The organism is Pseudoalteromonas sp. SCQQ13, assembly GCF_015864415.1.
In the GTDB taxonomy this organism is placed as follows: domain Bacteria; phylum Pseudomonadota; class Gammaproteobacteria; order Enterobacterales; family Alteromonadaceae; genus Pseudoalteromonas; species Pseudoalteromonas nigrifaciens.
The window spans coordinates 1-18,268 of the sequence record NZ_JADYXG010000018.1 but is presented as its reverse complement, the minus strand read 5'-3'; the positions used below and the strand labels follow the sequence as shown (position 1 = coordinate 18,268).

The following is an 18,268-nucleotide window of genomic DNA, read 5'->3' as shown; positions in this document are numbered from 1 at the left end:
TCTTATTTTTAGCCTTACTGCGCCCATTTAGTTACTGCAATAAAGTGCTTTGATTGCTAAACTTAAGGTAATTTAAATCACAAGGATCTGAACTTTGCGAAACAAAATTTTTATATTGTCTTCACTTTTTTGCGCAATGAGCGCGCCGGTTAACGCAGAGCCATGGGTAAAACCAGATGATTATGGGTTAAGAGCTGATATTCAACTTTTAGCCGATGCTGGCGTTATTTTAGCCCCGGTAACCACTTACCCTCTAATGTGGAAGAGCTTTATAAGTGAAGTAGATAACACTCCCCTAGGCCAGTTATCGCCAAACTTGCAAGATGCTTTATTACGGGTAAAACATCGTTACAAGTCTGAAAATACGGGCTCTCATAGTGTACAACTGTCTGCTTTTGCAAGTTCAGATACTATTGTTGCCACCAGTTTTGGCGCAACTAATACCCAAGAGTCAGAAGCATCTGCTGCCTACGCCTATTTAGGCGACAGTTTTGCCGCTAAAGTAGCGGTTAATTATCGCAATGATGGCAAAAAGTGTTTTGTTACTGGGAAAACTGCAGACGATATAGTGCTAGATGAGCAAGCACTTACTGACTGTAATGACACCTCCTTTGATGGCAGTTATATAGCTTACCGTTTAGGTAACTGGATTTTTAGAGCCGGTGCCATAGAGCAGTTTTGGGGCCCGGGGGTTGATAATAGTTTAATAATGTCGGGCAACGCTAAACCATTGCCTGCAATGAGCGTGACTCGAGAGCAAAGCACTGCCTTTGAAACCCCTTGGCTAAGCTGGTTAGGCCAATGGGGATTTACCGCGCAAATGGCTCAGTTAGAATCTACTCGTGTAATTCCTGATGCTTTACTGTGGAGTACTCGCGTTAACTTTAGACCACTACAGCAATTAGAAATTGCACTGAGCTGGTCAGCGCAATGGGCTGGCGATGGCCAACCTAGTTCAGCGAGTGACTTTATTGATATAGTGACAGGTGAAGCAGCTTGTATAGATGGCACTACTACTTGTGATGATGAATTAAAATCTAAGATTGGTAATCAACTTGCGGGTATAGATATTCGCTGGTCTGACACTTTATTTAGCCAACCGTACGCAATTTATGCAAGTACCATTGGTGAAGATGCCAGCTCAAAGTTTAAACCTGTCGACAGAGCCTATTTATTTGGTGTACAAACTACTCATCGTATTTATGATCAAAACGTATTAGTAAATGTAGAGTACATAGATACGGGCGTAACATGCTCTGCTGAATCAAGCAGTGAAAACTGCTATTACGAGCATTCAGATTACAAATCTGGTTACCGCTACCATGGCCGTACCATAGGTTCAACATTTGATAATGACGCGCAATCACTAGTACTAACTGTGCTAGGCCAGCTTTCAAATGGAGATGATTGGCAAGTTAAATTACGCGATGTTGATTACAACAATGATAACCGCGATCGCTACCCTAATAACCCTGATTTAGGCAATACCATTACTAAAACAGCTTATAACAGTAAACAGCTTGAAATACGTTACAGGCAACTTGCTATGGGTGGGCGCTTAACGCTAGGCGCTTTTGCATCAAATAACGATGCAGCAGAAAACGACACATCTGCATTTGCTAAATATGAATATAACTTTTAAATTCGGGATTTTTGGCTATCCTAAACTAGGATAATAAGTGCAAATAAAAAGGGATGAAAACACTGTTTTCATCCCTTTTTTAATTCATTAATAACCGTCGTAATTACTGCTTAATCTTACTAATCACTTTTGAAGTTGAGCAACCATCTAAAAACTCAAGCACCTCAACTTTTCCGCCGTGAAGCAGTACATGCTCAGCACCGGCTATTTGTTCAACCGTGTAGTCGCCACCTTTAACTAAAATATCTGGGCTAATTTGCTCAATTAATTTAGCCGGTGTGTCATTTTCATCCGCACTACCAAATGGAATAACCCAATCAACAGAGGAAAGTGCACTTAATACCATAGCTCTTTCATCTAGCGGATTAATTGGCCTATCGGCGCCTTTTAATCGTGATATAGACGCATCGTTATTTAGCCCCACCACTAATCTATCGCCACGCGCTTTTGCTTGTGCTAAATAGCGTACGTGCCCAGCATGCAAAATATCAAAGCAGCCATTGGTAAATACAATTGTTTCGCCATTTTGTTTTGCAAACTCTATATGCTGCAGCACATCGTCAAACGGAGTTTGATAATGCTCACCAGTGGCATGTAAATATTGACCCAGCTTACGACTAAGTTCTTCTGGCGACACTGTGGCCGCACCTAATTTACTCACCGCAATGCCCGCTGCTAAGTTAGCAATTTCCACCGCATTTTTAGGTGTCATTCCCGCCCCTAGCATCACGGCTAGAGTTGCTATAACTGTATCGCCTGCGCCGGTTACATCACTGACTTCAAGCTCTTGCGCGGCAAAATCATATTTTTCAGTCGCACTAATTAACGACATTCCTTGCTCTGAACGCGTTAGCAACATTGCTTTTATGCCTGCGTCACTTATGAGCTTACGCGCACTTGTTGCCAAGCCCTCTTCTGAGTCTGTTTGCCCACCCGCTAATTTAAACTCATTTAAATTTGGTGTAATGTAGTCTGCACCTCTATATAAATGTAAATCAGACGACTTAGGATCAACGAGTACCGTTTTCCCTGCTTTTTTAGCTAGGCTTATCATGTTTTCAATCAGGCTCAATGAACCTTTATTGTAATCAGAAAATACTATAAAATCGTACTCATCAAGTACTAGCTCTAAACGGTTTAATAACAGCTGGCTGTGTTGCTCTGTAAACGTCTCTTCTAGATCTAACCGTACAACTTGCTGATGACGGCTAATCACTCGCATTTTAGAAATTGTCGGTAAGTCGCATACACTTACTAACTGTGAATTTATTTTTTCACCTTCTAAAATGCCTTCTAGTATCTGTCCACCTTCATCTTCGCCTATTAAGCCAAGTAGGCCTACTTTACCATCTAATCGGGCTATATTTTTAGCCACGTTTGCTGCGCCACCGGCTTTGTCTTCTAATTTACTTACTTTTACTACCGGTACCGGAGCTTCTGGGGAAATACGCCCTGAATCACCATACCAATAACGGTCAAGCATTACATCGCCAACCACCAAAATACGTGCGGCTGATAAGTTTTTTAATAGCGATAAATCCATTACTGCTGCTCCGCAACTACCATATCAATAGCTTCACATAACCAATGGCCAATAAACATGTGTGCTTCTTGAATTCGCGCTGTTTCATCGTTTTTAATAATTATAGGTAATTTGGCAATATTTTTAACTTCACCGCCATCACGCCCCGTTAATGCTACGGTAAAGGCCCCTATTTTATTCGCTGCTGCTAACGCTAGATTAATATTGGCGCTTGTACCTGATGTGGTTAACCCTATAACTAAATCTTCTGGTTTACATAAGGCTTGTACTTGGCGTTCAAACACAGTGTCAAAATGATAGTCGTTACTGTGCGCAGTTAAAATTGACGTATCGGTTGTAAGTGCCATAGATGCAAGTGGACCACGCTCTAATTTATAACGCACTACAAATTCTGCCGCTAAATGCTGTGCATCGGCCGCACTACCACCGTTACCAAGCCAAACAACCTTACCGCCTGCTTGTAATGCACTATGGCACACTTCTAACAATTGCATAGACTCTTGATGATAAGCCTCCATCGTTTCAAATAATGCTAAATGACGATTTAAACTCTCAAGGTAACTCGTTGCTACTGAATCGATAATTGACATGGTAAATTCCTCTAGGAATTGAAATGGCAGGAAAAATTAATTTCATTATTCCATAAATCTATACCCAAATCACCTCAATATACATATTACTGAAACAGGTATTTTGAGCTAACTTGAATAGCGTTATTATTATTTTATCGGGTAGCAGCTGAACACAAACCATATTTTATCTTTTCTGTGTTTAGAATTGATCATTTTCACGTTAAACTAAGACGACTTACCCTTATAAAAGCTTAGTATGGCACGCATTTTTTATTCACTCGCATTAATGATTATTAGCCCACTAATCGTATTTTATTTATATGTATTACGCGGTAAAAAAAACCCAGGTTATAGAGCGCACTTTAAACAGCGCTTTGGTTTTGTGGACAAGTCTTTATTTGCCAATAACAATAAGCCGCTGCTAGTGCATTGTGCATCTGTAGGTGAGGTACTCGCCGCTACCCCCCTGATCAAAGCAGTACAAAAAGCGCACCCTAAATTAAATATACTTATAACGTGCAACACCCCTACTGGTCGTGAGCAAATCATTACGCAGTTTAAAAACACGGTAGCCTGCTGCTACTTACCTATGGACTTTCCATTTGCAACCGCCCGATTTTTAAAACGAGTAAAGCCACAAGCCCTGTGTATTTTAGAAACTGAACTGTGGCCCAACCTTATGGCAAGTAGTCGCAATAGAAATATTCCGGTACTTGTTTTAAACGCTCGCTTGTCTGAAAAATCGCAACAGGGTTATCAAAAAGTAGCTAAGCTAACGCATATTATTATGCGCTCTATCACTGTATTAGCCAGTCATAATAAAACTGACGCCAAACGCTTTATAGAGCTTGGCCTTGAGCCACATAAAAGTAAAGTTACAGGTTCAATAAAATTTGATATTACACCTACCCAAGAGCAACTAACTAAGGTAACTGCACTCAAACAGCTTTATAATTTAGAGCAGCGCTTTATATGGGTTGCAGGCTCCACTCACCCTATCGAGCATGAGCAGGTAATTAGCGCTCATAAAAATCTATTAGAAAAACAACCCAATGCGTTACTCATAATAGCGCCGCGTCATCCTGAACAGTTCGATAAGGTTGCAGATTTACTAACGCAAAGTACACTGAGTTTTAGTCGTCGCAGCAATAATAATTATAATAACGAAAACGTCTTGTTAGCAGATACGCTTGGCGAGCTGCAATACTTATATGGCGCTGCTAATGTGAGCTTTATTGGCGGCAGTTTAATTCGCCGTGGTGGCCATAATCCACTTGAATCAGCTGCATTTTCAGTGGGCGTTATCAGCGGAGTCCATACCTATAACTTTGATCATATTTACCCTGAGCTTATAAAGCTCAAAGGCGCTATTGTGGTTGATAATGCTGATGAGCTAACACAACAACTTATAGCATTAAATCAAAACAGCAAAGCATGCCAAACTTTAGGTAAAAAAGCAGCGCAATGCGTGGCCAATAACCAAGGTGCTATACAAAAAACACTTAACATTATTAATCAATATTTAGAGCCCAAACCGTGACCTACATAGCCATAAGCCAAACCCGCGAATGGGTTTCAAATGTTATTGTAAAATATAACTTTTGTCCCTTTGCCCGCAAAGAAGTAGAAAATAACTGTATTCATTATTTTGTAAGCCCTGCAAGCAGCATAGACGATGCAGTAATGGACATGCTTGAGCAATGTATTGAGCTTGACCGAGAGGCTGCACGCGAAACCACACTTATTATGTTTGATAACGGCTTTTGCGACTTTGAAGACTTTTTAGACTTGGTTGACTTAGCCAACGCGCTGTTAGTAGCCCAAGGTTTTGAAGGTAAGTATCAAATTGCTAATTTTCATCCCGATTATGTATTTGCCGATAGCGATGCAAGCGATGCGGCAAACTATACTAATCGCTCCCCTTTTCCTACTTTGCATTTAATTCGCGAAGCAAGTATGAGTGCAGCACTTGAGAGTTATAACGAACCCGAATCTATACCTGAGCATAATATAAATTTAGCAAGGCGCAAGGGTATCGATTTTTGGCAACAGTTACTCGAAGGGTGTAAAAAACCGAGCGCTTAAAGCGCTCGGTTATATATAACAGTAAATAGCATATAACAGTAAATAACTCGTTATTTTTTAACCCAATTACCATTTACTTCAACAAAATGACCTCTTTGAGTTTTTTCGATTGTTTTTGCCGCCGCTAACGCCTCTACTTGCGACAGTGACAAGTTATTTTTTTGCGCTAATTTTAAATACTGTGCTTTACGCTTAGCATTAATGGTATCAACGACCACTTTAGCCTCTGCATTTTGTACCACTAAACCCAAATAGCCTGAGCTATCTTCGCCTACTAAACCTTGGCTTTTAGCATCATCTAAACTAATAGCCCATACCGAAAAAGACATACATACAGCACTAACTAATGTAATTATGCTTAATTTGTTGTTAACTTTCATATCCTAGCTCCTTAAAATAACTCACTGTCGTCACTAAATAAATTATCGAGTTCTTTATCTACTTTTACACGAATTTCGTGATCAACCTTCACATTTAAATTAATTGTAATAGGCTCTTTAGCAGCTACCTCTACTCGGTGCGTACACGCACCAAGGGCACTTATTGCTGCAAATACAATAAGTACTTTTATGCTTAACGACTGTTTCATCATTAGTTTCCTTTTTGTGAGTATTGTTGCTCAACTTTTTGTGTAATTTCATCACTTAAGCGCAATGCGCGTAATAAAGTAAATATATTTTCTTCATGATTATAATTAAAGTTAACTTGCTGCTCTGCTTGCTTATTATAACCTTGCAAATTTACGCCAAGCTTTAGCCAACCATCACTTTTAAGTGCCACACTGCTATTAAGCTTTTGTATATCAAGATTTTTAAGTAATCCCAATACAGGCTGTAACTCTTGTTGCTGCTGCATAACTGAATCAAATGCGGCGTTATTAGTAATCATTAACTTACCCGTTCCTTGATTACTTAAACTGCCATTTACTACCTCAATACCTGTGTTATTAAAGTGCACTGGCAAAGTGCCGGCAAAACGCCCTGAAAGCGTAATCCCCGACTGTTCATCAAGTGTAATAAGTTTACTGGCATCAATGTTTTTAAATTTAACGTTAGCAACTTGCTGCAGGTCATTAAGCGAGTATTTATCAAGGCTAAACTCACCATCAAATAACGCTCCTGCAATGTCAAACATACGCGCATTATTGTTTTTAACCTGCCAGTTCCCTTTAATGTTTTTAATAACAACACCAGCCCTTAGTTCATTTAAGTTAAAGGTAGTGGGTTTTACATTAAGCTGCCCTGAATTATATTCGCCAACAAATTGGCTACTTAAATCGCTAGCAAGGTAATCGTTATAAAGCGCACTTACGTTGTTTAACTCCATTGCAAACGAGGCATGTTGTAAATTTACATCCCCGCTGATTCGGCCATTAAACGTTCCCTGTGTAAGCTGCGCTAATGGCTCAAACTGATGAATAAAGGTATTTAATAACACTATACTTTGTGTAGGTACTACTATTTCAAATGGATGTTCCACTGCCGATATATGATGGTTTACCGCTAATTCAATATCGTTTACAAATACGTGATGTGATGCTTTTAGAGCGCGACTTTGCAATCCTGTAGAAGCAACTTTTATATTATTGAGTTTTATAACAGGGCTATTAAATTTATTTATTACTGTATTAGCACTAAGGTCTGCAAATAATTCACCATGACTTAAATTTGCTTTAGCAGTTATGGTATTGCTTATATCTGTTAATTTAAATTCGTTATATTTTAACGTTTTAAATAGGGTTTTTAGTGTTATTTGTGCGTTTAAAGCATCATCTAGCTGTGCCGTTAAGCGACCTTCGTATTGCTCTACACTCAGTTGTGCAAAATCAACCTTTGCGGCTGTTAATCTACTTGTAGCATTACCACTTGGTTTTCCATCGACTATATTTATTAAATTAAATTGCCCTGAGGCGTTAACTTTATTAGCGCTAATTTTATTACTACTAGTACTGGCAATAAAATCGGGAAGTGAATTAAGCGCAACAGTATAATTACCTTTAAGTGTGTTATTTTTAAATTCTGCATTAAGCTCAATGTTTTTAATATCTGGCGTACTTATACTAACCGCTAACATGCTTTTAAAATCCGCCCAAAGGTTGGTAAAATTAAGCTCTGACTCCATTAGAGTTATTTCAAATTGATTATCTCCTTCGCTAATTATATTTAGCATTGGCAAAGTAAGGTGGTTATTAGTAATACTAATCACTTTAGGAAGTTTAATCTGCCAATTTAAAGGGGTTTGCTCAGCTATAAAATCAGCATAATCACTCGGCGGAACGAGTGAGCTACACGTAGGCGTTAAATTTAATTTATTGTTTAACAAACTCGAATCTAGCTCAACTAATTTACTATTTAAATTAAAACCAATAATTAACCTACCATTAGCCAATGCTTCAAGCCGGCACTGCTCCATAGCATATTCAAACTGTGCGTTTACATCGCCATTTAACTGCAGTTCAATACCATCAAAGCTAAATACTTGCTGAGTACTAAAGCTAATACCTGCAACGGCTGTATTTTCGGTATTTATAAGCTGCTTTAACAGAGAGTCATCAACAGAAAACTGCCCTGTTAGTTTATTATTAGCTAAAATTGCTTTAGCGTTTATATCGCCTGTTATATTAAATTGATTTAAAATCGGCTCTGCTAAATTTATTTTTAGTGGCTTGTTAAAGTCATTACTCTTTATTACCAGCTGTTTTATAGCAATTAATGGACGTTTTTCTGGCAGCGCGAGAGCAAGTTTTTTTGCCGCGGAGCTACTTTGATTACTTTTGGGAAGTGGATTTATACTTAATACTGCATGCTCAACAATCACTTGCTTTGTATTTACAGTAATATCGATTAGCTCTAATTGTTGATTTTGATAAGTTAAGCATACTTTGTCGGCATGAACATTTAATTGAGCTGTAACCGAAAAATCTAAGCAACTGAGTGTAATACCCGCTTTTTCTAATTGCGGTGTTATAGCCCACTGGACTAATGGCAAACGAAATATATAACCAAGCAAAATTATGCTTAGTAATAAACTGCTAATAATTAAACTCACACGCTTAAACATATTATCCTTAATATTAGTGCTAGGTTCTAGGTTCTAGGTTCTAGGTTCTAGGTTCTAGGTTCTAGGTTCTAGGTAATCATAAACAAAAAAGGCTGCACAAGGCAGCCTTTTTATTATACTCAACTTAAATGAACCTAAATTGAGCAGTTAGGTTATTAACCTACATTTTTACGCGCGTTGCGGAACATACGCATCCACGGGCTATCTTCTCGCCACTCATCTGGGTGCCAAGAGTTAGCAACAGCACGGAATACGCGCTCAGGATGCGGCATCATTACTGTTGCACGTCCATCGGTTGAGGTAATACCTGTAATCCCTTCTGGCGAGCCATTTGGATTTGCTGGGTATTGCGTTGTAGGATTACCGTAGTTATCTACAAACTTAACCGCTACAGTACCCGAGTCTAATGCTGCTTTAACTGCGTTATCGTTTGCAAATTCAGCATGACCTTCACCGTGCGATACTGCAATTGGCATACGCGAACCAGCCATACCATTAAAGAATACCGATGGATTTTCTTGTATTTCTACTAAGCTAAAACGTGCTTCAAAACGCTCTGACTTATTCGTTACAAAACGTGGCCAATGCTCAGTACCTGGGATCAACTCTTTTAAAGTAGATAACATTTGGCAACCGTTACACACACCTAAACTAAAGGTATCTTCACGGTGGAAAAAGCTTTGGAACTGTTCACGCGCCATGTCGTTAAACAATATCGACTTAGCCCAACCTTCGCCTGCACCTAATACGTCACCGTAAGAGAAACCACCACATGCCACTAAGCCTTTAAACTGCTCAAGCGATAAACGCCCTTCTAGAATATCGCTCATGTGTACATCAATGGCAGCAAAACCAGCACGATTAAATGCGGCAGCCATTTCTAGATGAGAGTTAACTCCTTGCTCACGTAAAATAGCCATTGGTGGTTTAGCGCCCGTTGCAATATACGGTGCTGCTATATCTTCGTTTAAGTCAAAGTTTAACTTAACGTTTAAGCCAGGATCTTTAACATCAAATTTGGCATCAAACTCTTGCTTAGCGCACTCAGGGTTATCGCGACGCGCCTGCATTTGATACGTTGTTTCTGCCCACATAGTACGCAGCTCTGTACGCGTGTTACTCAGCACGGTATTTTTACCACGGTTAAATACAATCGCATCGTCGCTATTAAGCGTGCCTATAATATGGCTGATTGTCGCTAAGCCATGATCTTTAAGTACCGCATTAACTGCATCTAAATCACTATTAGCCACTTGAATAACAGCGCCAAGCTCTTCGTTGTAAAGCGCTTCAATGTCGTTGCCTGTTAAGCCATTAATATCAACAGTTACACCTGTGTGGCCAGCAAATGCCATTTCGGCAACTGTGGTAAATAAACCACCGTCTGAACGGTCATGATAAGCAAGTAACTTACTATCAGCTACCAATACTTGCATGGCGTTATAAAAGCCTTTTAATAACTCTGGGCTATCAACATCAGGCGTTATATCACCTAATTGCTTATAAACCTGCGCTAAGCTTGATGCGCCCATGCGGTTTTTACCCGCACCTAAGTCAACTAAAATAAGTGATGTTTCGCCTTTGTCGGTACGTAGCTGCGGTGTCACTGTTTTACGTACATCGTCAACACGGCCAAAGGCAGTGATAATTAACGATAGCGGTGATGTTACTGATTTCTCTTGTGAATCACCTTCATCTTTCCATGTCGTTTTCATCGACATAGAATCTTTACCTACTGGAATTGTTAAACCAAGCGCTGGGCAAAGTTCTTCACCTATGGCTTTTACTGCTTCATATAAACCAGCATCTTCACCAGGGTGACCCGCTGCTGCCATCCAGTTAGCCGAAAGCTTAATATTTTCAAGGCTACCAATATTTGCACAGGCAATATTTGTTAACGACTCTGCCACAGCTAAACGCGCCGATGCAGCGTAATTTAATAGCGCTGCAGGAGTGCGCTCGCCCAACGACATAGCTTCACCATGGTAAGTATCGTATGTAGCAGCAGTTACAGCACAGTTAGCCACAGGCACTTGCCAAGGGCCAACCATTTGGTCGCGCGCTACTAAGCCTGTTACCGAGCGATCGCCAATTGTAATAAGGAAGGTTTTTTCTGCAATGGTTGGTAAGCGCAATAAACGCTGCGCCGCATCTGCTACATTAATATTTGTAACATCAAGTGCTTTACCTACAACCTGCTTTGAGGTTACATCGCGATGCATTTTAGGTGCTTTACCTAATAATACGTCTAGTGGTAAATCAACAGGGTTATTATCAAAGTGGCTATCGGCAACCGTTAGGTGTGGCTCAGCAGTCGCTTCGCCTATTACCGCGTACTGTGCTCGTTCGCGCTTACAAATAGCTTCAAAACGGTCAAAATCTTCAACACCTACGGCAAGTACATAACGCTCTTGCGATTCGTTACACCAAATTTCGTGTGGTGCCATACCTGGCTCATCATTTGGAATATCGCGTAGTTGAAACTTACCACCACGGCCACCGTCATTTACTAGTTCAGGAAATGCGTTTGATAAACCACCGGCGCCCACATCGTGAATAAACGCAATTGGGTTTTCATCACCTAGCTGCCAACATTTGTCGATAACTTCTTGGCAACGACGTTCCATTTCTGGGTTTTCGCGTTGTACTGAAGCAAAATCTAAATCTTCATTTGATTGCCCAGACGCCATGCTTGATGCTGCACCGCCGCCTAAACCTATGTTCATTGCTGGGCCACCTAAAGCAATGAGCTTAGCACCAACAGGAATTTCACCTTTTTGTACATGGTCTGTGCGAATATTACCTAAACCACCGGCAAGCATAATTGGTTTGTGGTAACCACGTACCTCAAGGCCATTATGGCTTGTCACTTGCTCTTCATAGGTACGAAAGTAACCTAACAAGTTAGGACGGCCAAACTCATTATTAAATGCAGCGCCGCCAAGCGGCCCTTCAGTCATAATATCCAAAGCGGTAACAATACGCCCAGGTTTACCAAAATCACTTTCCCACGGTTGCTCGTAACCAGGAATACGTAAGTTAGAAACAGTAAAGCCAACTAAACCAGCTTTAGGCTTAGAACCACGGCCAGTAGCACCTTCATCACGTATTTCACCACCTGAGCCTGTAGCAGCACCTGAAAATGGCGCTATGGCGGTTGGGTGATTATGAGTTTCAACTTTCATTAGTATTTCGATGTCTTCTTGATGATACGCATATTCACCTTGCGCATTGGGGAAGAAGCGCCCCGCTTTTGAGCCTTTCATTACCGCGGCATTGTCTTTATATGCCGACAATACATTTTCAGGGTTTTTCTCAAAAGTATTTTTAATCATCTTGAACAGCGACTTTGGCTGCTCTTCACCATCGATTGTCCAGTCTGCATTAAATATTTTATGACGACAATGCTCTGAGTTTGCTTGGGCAAACATAAACAATTCGATATCGTTAGGATTACGGCCTAACTTTATAAAGTTTTCTACTAGGTAATCTATTTCGTCATCTGCAAGGGCAAAACCTTGTTCAACGTTAGCAATTGCAAGCGCTTCTCGCCCACCACTTAAAATGTCTACAGATGACATTTGACGCGGTGCATCACTGCGAAATAGTTGCGCAGCATCCTCAAACTGGCTATGTGTTGCTTCGGTCATACGGTCATGTAATAACGCCGTTACTTGTAAAAGTTGCTCTGCGTTTAGCTCACCTTCAACATAATAAGCAATACCGCGTTCAACACGATGAACCTGCTTTAAGCCACAGTTATGGGCTATGTCGGTTGCTTTAGAAGCCCAAGGCGAAATAGTGCCAGGGCGAGGTGTTACTAATACAAGTTTACCTGCTGGGGTATGCTCAGCAATAGTTGGACCGTAGGTTAATAGTTTTTCAAGCTTGGTTTGCTCAGCGCTACTCAATGGCGATGTTAAGTCGGCAAAGTGCGCATATTCAGCATATACGTTGGTGACAGGAAGTTGCGATTGTTGGCAACGCGCTAAAATTTTATTAACTCTGAACTCTGAAAGTGCTGGTGCACCACGAAGGATCAACATAGATAATTTCATCCGGGGTTAGGGATTGAACGATATTTTAGGGCAACATTATAGTCTAAGTAGCACTTAGATTTAACTCATAATTTCGCTTTTCATAAAATTAACTTTTTTTCTTTATTTACAGCCACTCGAAACGAATAAAACTAAACGCTAAGTGACGTAATGGCTAAGTTTTGTTATAACGGGGATTAGGGCGTTAAAGAGGCAAACAATGTTGAAAGAAAAACTAATCATAATTATTACTTTAGTTATGCTGTTGTGTGCATGCGATATACAAGAGCAGTCGACTCAACTTGCCCAAATAAAAGCGCAAAACAAAATTAGAGTGGGTACATTAGCCAGTGCCAGTAACTATTATCAGGCAGTACAAGGTGAGCAAGGCTTTGAATACGAGCTTTCTCAGGCCTTTGCAGACTATTTAGGTGTAGAGCTTGAAATAGTCCCATTTTTTAATTTATCAGACATGTTTGCACGCCTGCAAAGCGGTGATCTTGATTTAATTGCCTCAGGCCTTACCTATAATAAAACACGTGCACAACAATATCGTTTTGGCCCTACCTACCGAACCATTAGTCAAAAACTAGTGTATAAACAAGGTATAGAGCGACCACGCGACTATGATGATTTAACTGGTAATCTCATGGTTATAGCTAAAAGTAGTCACTCACTTACTTTACAAAAAGTAAAAAAAAGCAATCCAGAACTTAACTGGAGCGAAACCGAAGAATTTGACGAAGAAGAGTTACTACAAGCCGTTATTGATGGCGAAATAGATTACACTTTAGCCGACACCCATACGTTATCGTTATTTCGTCGTTATCACCCTAATTTAAGTATTGGTTTTTCAATTACGCATAACGACCCGATCGCGTGGATGCTGCGTAAATCAAATGACGATTCGCTTTATGCTTTATTAGTCCCTTTTTTTGGTGAAGCAAAACAAAATAATCAACTTTATGTACTTGAAGAAAAATACTTTGGTCACGTTCGTCAATTTAACTACGTAAATACACTTGCCTATATTGAAGCAATAAAAGAAACACTGCCTAAATACCAACCATGGTTTGAACAATATGCAGGAACACTTGATTGGCGTTTACTCGCAGCATTAAGCTATCAAGAGTCTATGTGGAACCCGCGAGCAAAATCCCCAACTGGGGTGCGAGGAATTATGATGCTAACCCGTAATACAGCTAAGCAGGTTGGGGTTACTAATAGGCTAGAGCCAGAGCAAAATATTCGCGGTGGCGCAAAATACTTAAGTAAACTAATTAAACGTATCCCTGATCGTATTCCACAACCAGACAGAACCTGGCTCGCACTTGCTGCGTATAATGTAGGCTGGGGACATGTAAACGACGCACGAATTATTACTAAACAACAAGGCGCAAGCCCTGATAAGTGGGCCGATGTTAAAAAGCGCTTACCATTACTAATTAAAAAACGTTACTACCGAAAAACGCGTTATGGCTATTCTCGTGGTGATGTTGCGGTGAGCTATGTTGATAATATTCGCCGTTATTACGATGCCCTAGTTTGGCTTGATGAAAATAACGCAATAGAAGAAAAACCAGAAGCACCTGTAGTTGCCCCTAAAATTGGGGATGAGGTTGAAGCAAAATAGTAAACTGACAAACGATAATAATAACAACTAATTCATTACTCTAAGTAAATACGCCCTGGGTAATTAAAAAACTGTTTACTTGTCATCAAATGTTCAATAATGTGTGTTAATTATATATTCACATTAATTAATGATAAACATCTGAGTAATTTGGATATAATTTGTGCATTTCTCATTATTGCATTAGGAGAAAACATGCTAAAACGTAAACGCACGCAAAGATTCAAACGAAAAACAATTAACTCAACAGCAACTCGACGCCGCGTTATGCTGCGTAATTTACATAAAAAAATAATTTGGCGCCGCCGAATGTTTGCAATGCAAAAAATGGCAGAGCTAGATGCTTTAATGGCAGCAAGTTAAAGTTCATTGCTATTACGAGCAGCCTTTTTGGCTGCCTTAATTTGCGCTCTTCTGCGCTTAAAAAAGTCAGATATAATAGTAGCGCACTGCCCCTCTAGTACACCACCTAATACCTCCACCTGATGATTTAGCTTAGGCTCTTGCAACAAATTCATAATCGAGCCAGCAGATCCTGTTTTAGCATCGGCAGCACCAAACACTAAACGCTTAATTCTACTGTGCACTAATAACCCCGCGCACATAGAGCATGGCTCTAAGGTCACATAAAGCGTGCAATCAATTAAACGATAATTATTAAGTGCTTTACCGCCTTTACGTACAGCCATCATTTCAGCATGAGCTGATGGGTCATTATCAGTAATAGAACGGTTATACCCTGCAGCAACAAGCTGATTGTCTTTAACAAGAATGGCACCAACAGGGATCTCATCTAGTTGTTCTGCTTGCTTTGCGTACGTTAACGCTTGTTGCATCCAATAGTTGTCATCAAATCGTTCGTTCATTGAAGCTACTTTAATTATTTTTTATGCATGAATTATATCAAGTTAGCTAATTAAAGTGCGTAATTACGGCATTTATTGCAAAAATAAAACAAATTAAAACGGTTTATCGTGGCTCCTAAGGGGGGATTCGCGCTATAATCTCACGCTTTTTTTATTTAGCTCACAATACGGGTAGCAAATGAAATTTCCTGGACGTCGCAGGCATAAACATTATTTTCCAGTGGAAGCCAAAGATCCACTAACTAATCAACTTAACGCCACAGAAAGATTACACAGTAGCTATATTACCGGAATCGATCAGATTGTTGTCGATATCGAAGCCAAGGTCGATCAAGCTTTCCTTGATGAATTTAAGCTGCAACGAGGCATGTCACAAGTTATAGATAGTGACGTCACTAACGCCTTATATGAGCGTTTAAAGCTACATGAAATGGTTGACTACGAGTATGCTGGCGGAACCGTTGGTAATACTATGCACAACTATTCAGTACTTGCCGATGACAGATCTGTGCTATTGGGCGTAATGAGTGAAAACATAAATATAGGCAGTTATGCTTATCGTTTTTTATGTAATACCTCAAGCCGCGTAGATTTAGATTATTTACAACCAGTAGATGGGCCAATTGGTCGCTGCTTTACACTAATTGATGAAACTGGTGAGCGAACCTTTGCTATAAGTGCAGGGTTAATGAACCACTTACGCCCTGAATCTATCGATAAAAGCCTTATTGAAAATTCTTCCGCGTTGGTGATCAGTGCTTATTTAATGCGCACTCAAGGCGCAGAAACCATGACAGAAGCCACCATACAAGCGGTTAAATACGCTAATGATGCTGGTGTACCTGTGGTACTTACACTTGGAACTAAATTCTTAATTGAACAAGATCCAACCTGGTGGGCTAACTTTGTTGAAAAGCATGTCGATATTCTTGCAATGAACGAAGAGGAAGGCTTGGCAATTACTGGTTTTGAAGATCCCCTTTTAGCAGCTGATAAAGCGCTTGATTGGGTCGACTTAGTAATTTGTACTGCCGGTGAAAAAGGCTTATTCATGGCAGGTTACGTTGACGAGCAATTAAAACGCGAAACCGAGTACACATTATTACCTGGTGCAATTCCAGATTTTAATCGTTATGAGTTCTCACGTGCTATGCGCAAAGCTGACTGTGATGATCCAATTAGAGCCTATAGCCACACAGCCCCATTTATGGGTGGCCCTGATTCAATCAAAAACACCAATGGTGCTGGTGATTGTGCGCTTGCGGCGGTTTTACATGATTTATCTGCCAATGTTTATCATAAAATAAACGTCAGTAACTCAGCAAAACACCAGCAAAAAGCAATTACCTACTCGTCATTATCACAAATAAGTAAATACGCTAACAGAGCAAGCTTTGAAGTATTAGTGCAGCACTCTCCTCGCTTATCTCGTGGTTTACCAGAGCGCGAAGATTGCCTCGAACTAGTCTACTGGGATAAATAAGATTTTAAGGAGCAATAGCTCCTTAAAATATTGAAATGTCGAGTTTTTTTGATAGCAGCTCTAATGCTGCTATTCCCGCCACCGAGTTGCCAAAAGAGTTTAACCCTGGTGACCATACCGCAACAGTAAATTTATTAGGTAATACCGCTAAAACCGTACCAGACACCCCAGATTTCCCCGGCATACCTACCCTATAACCAAAGTCACCTGCTGCATCATATAAACCACTGGTAAAGAGTAAAGAGTTAAGCTGCTTAGTTTGACGGCTCGGTAACACCCGTTTACCTGAAGTGTTATCAATCCCATTATTAGCTAAAAAATTATACGCTTTTGCCAGTTCAATACAATTTAGTTCAATAGCACAAAAGTTAAAGTAAGCCCAAAGCACATCATCCACTTCATTTTCAAAGTTACCAAATGACTTCATTAAATGCCCCATAGCCGCATTTCTATGCCTAAACTCATATTCTGAGTTTGCTACCTTTTTATCTATTGCTATACACCTATTCCCCGATAAAGCCCGAAATGTTTCAAGCATAGTATGCATAGGAGCCGATAAGCGACTGTATAAAGCATCGCAGGTTACAATCGCACCTGCATTAATAAATGGGTTACGAGGTATGCCTTTTTCAAATTCCAACTGAGTAAGCGAATTAAATGCAGTTCCTGATGGCTCTTTCCCCACGCGATGCCACAGCTCATCACCATAACGTTGTAATGCTAACGTTAATGTCATTACTTTTGATACAGATTGAATAGTAAATTGTTGCGTACAATCACCCGCACAAAATGTTTCGCCTGAGGTAGTGTAAATAGCAATAGAAAATTGTTCGGGATCAACCTCTGCCAACGCCGGAATATAATCGGCCACTTTACCTTGTGATAATAAGGGAGCTACCTCTTGGGTTATGTCATTCAATACTTGTTGATAATCAGTAGTAGGCAATAGAAACCTCAATTACACGGTTATATAAAGCAGAATTTTAGCATGCAAGCAGTAAGTACGCTTTCACTTTTTAAATAGCTTGTGCTTACTTTATAAATTCTAAAAAGCAAAAAACCCGTTACATTACTGTAACGGGTTTCTTTAATTTAAATCCTGGCAATGTCCTACTTTCACATAGCAAATGCTACACTATCATCGGCGCTGTTTCGTTTCACTACTGAGTTCGGCATGGGGTCAGGTGGGTCCAAAACGCTATTGTTACCAAGAAAATTCGTTTCAATTTTCTTATTTTTATAATTTATTCAATTTAAAGTCTCTCGACTAAATTTGGAGCCTGGCAATGTCCTACTTTCACATAGCAAATGCTACACTATCATCGGCGCTGTTTCGTTTCACTACTG

The 18,268-nt window shown here is 40.0% G+C and carries 14 protein-coding genes and 1 rRNA gene; 6 read left to right on the top strand and 9 right to left on the bottom strand.

Annotated features, from left to right (window positions below):
* Positions 1 to 136: 136 nt before the first annotated feature.
* Positions 137 to 1,642: a capsule assembly Wzi family protein gene (locus I6F41_RS13950; protein WP_089368980.1), complete on the top strand. Its 1,506-nt coding sequence runs from the start codon at positions 137 to 139 to the stop codon at positions 1,640 to 1,642.
* A gap of 103 nt (positions 1,643 to 1,745) precedes the next feature.
* Here I6F41_RS13950 and hldE read toward each other — a convergent pair whose 3' ends face one another.
* Positions 1,746 to 3,185, bottom strand: a complete 1,440-nt coding sequence (gene hldE / locus I6F41_RS13945) for a bifunctional D-glycero-beta-D-manno-heptose-7-phosphate kinase/D-glycero-beta-D-manno-heptose 1-phosphate adenylyltransferase HldE (protein WP_011328980.1) — start codon at positions 3,183 to 3,185, stop codon at positions 1,746 to 1,748.
* Complete coding sequence (locus tag I6F41_RS13940; protein WP_011328981.1) at positions 3,185 to 3,775, bottom strand: SIS domain-containing protein; 591 nt, start codon at positions 3,773 to 3,775, stop codon at positions 3,185 to 3,187. The genes hldE and I6F41_RS13940 overlap by 1 nt, the downstream gene beginning before the upstream one ends.
* 238 nt (positions 3,776 to 4,013) lie before the next feature.
* Here I6F41_RS13940 and waaA point away from each other — a divergent pair, with 238 nt between their 5' ends.
* Complete coding sequence (gene waaA / locus I6F41_RS13935) at positions 4,014 to 5,297, top strand: lipid IV(A) 3-deoxy-D-manno-octulosonic acid transferase (protein WP_089368668.1); 1,284 nt, start codon at positions 4,014 to 4,016, stop codon at positions 5,295 to 5,297.
* Entirely contained in the window at positions 5,294 to 5,842 is a 549-nt protein-coding gene (locus tag I6F41_RS13930) for a DUF1415 domain-containing protein (RefSeq protein WP_182684354.1), read from the top strand. Before waaA ends, I6F41_RS13930 begins: the two co-directional genes overlap by 4 nt.
* Before the next feature lie 50 nt (positions 5,843 to 5,892).
* On the opposite strand, the gene I6F41_RS13925 is transcribed toward I6F41_RS13930, so the two are convergent.
* The 4 genes from I6F41_RS13925 to purL all read right to left on the bottom strand — a co-directional run bounded on the left by I6F41_RS13925 (position 5,893) and on the right by purL (position 12,948).
* Complete coding sequence (locus I6F41_RS13925) at positions 5,893 to 6,222, bottom strand: YdbL family protein (RefSeq protein WP_182684355.1); 330 nt, start codon at positions 6,220 to 6,222, stop codon at positions 5,893 to 5,895.
* An 11-nt stretch (positions 6,223 to 6,233) separates the two neighbouring features.
* Positions 6,234 to 6,431 (bottom strand): YnbE family lipoprotein, encoded by a 198-nt coding sequence (locus I6F41_RS13920; protein WP_011328985.1) that lies wholly within the window; start codon positions 6,429 to 6,431, stop codon positions 6,234 to 6,236.
* 2 nt (positions 6,432 to 6,433) lie between these two features.
* Positions 6,434 to 8,902, bottom strand: coding sequence for a YdbH domain-containing protein (locus I6F41_RS13915; protein ID WP_182684356.1), 2,469 nt, complete (start codon positions 8,900 to 8,902; stop codon positions 6,434 to 6,436).
* 155 nt (positions 8,903 to 9,057) lie between these two features.
* Positions 9,058 to 12,948: a phosphoribosylformylglycinamidine synthase gene (gene purL, locus I6F41_RS13910; protein ID WP_089368671.1), complete on the bottom strand. Its 3,891-nt coding sequence runs from the start codon at positions 12,946 to 12,948 to the stop codon at positions 9,058 to 9,060.
* 211 nt (positions 12,949 to 13,159) lie between these two features.
* Here purL and mltF point away from each other — a divergent pair, with 211 nt between their 5' ends.
* Together mltF and I6F41_RS13900 are read left to right on the top strand one after the other, a co-directional pair.
* A complete protein-coding gene (gene mltF / locus I6F41_RS13905) occupies positions 13,160 to 14,572 on the top strand; it encodes a membrane-bound lytic murein transglycosylase MltF (protein WP_011328988.1) in 1,413 nt (470 codons plus the stop codon).
* Positions 14,573 to 14,767: 195 nt separating this feature from the next.
* Positions 14,768 to 14,935, top strand: coding sequence for a hypothetical protein (locus tag I6F41_RS13900; protein WP_167376939.1), 168 nt, complete (start codon positions 14,768 to 14,770; stop codon positions 14,933 to 14,935).
* On the opposite strand, the gene tadA is transcribed toward I6F41_RS13900, so the two are convergent.
* Positions 14,932 to 15,438, bottom strand: coding sequence for a tRNA adenosine(34) deaminase TadA (tadA, locus tag I6F41_RS13895; protein ID WP_089368672.1), 507 nt, complete (start codon positions 15,436 to 15,438; stop codon positions 14,932 to 14,934). The genes I6F41_RS13900 and tadA overlap by 4 nt on opposite strands.
* A gap of 178 nt (positions 15,439 to 15,616) precedes the next feature.
* Here tadA and I6F41_RS13890 point away from each other — a divergent pair, with 178 nt between their 5' ends.
* Positions 15,617 to 16,921, top strand: a complete 1,305-nt coding sequence (locus tag I6F41_RS13890; RefSeq protein WP_011328991.1) for an inosine/guanosine kinase — start codon at positions 15,617 to 15,619, stop codon at positions 16,919 to 16,921.
* A gap of 22 nt (positions 16,922 to 16,943) precedes the next feature.
* Here the strand turns inward: I6F41_RS13890 and glsB are convergent, their stop codons facing one another.
* On the bottom strand, positions 16,944 to 17,867 hold the full coding sequence (gene glsB / locus I6F41_RS13885) for a glutaminase B (protein WP_011328992.1): 924 nt from the start codon (positions 17,865 to 17,867) through the stop codon (positions 16,944 to 16,946).
* A 151-nt stretch (positions 17,868 to 18,018) separates the two neighbouring features.
* Positions 18,019 to 18,133 (bottom strand): 5S ribosomal RNA (rrf, locus tag I6F41_RS13880).
* Positions 18,134 to 18,268: the final 135 nt, after the last annotated feature.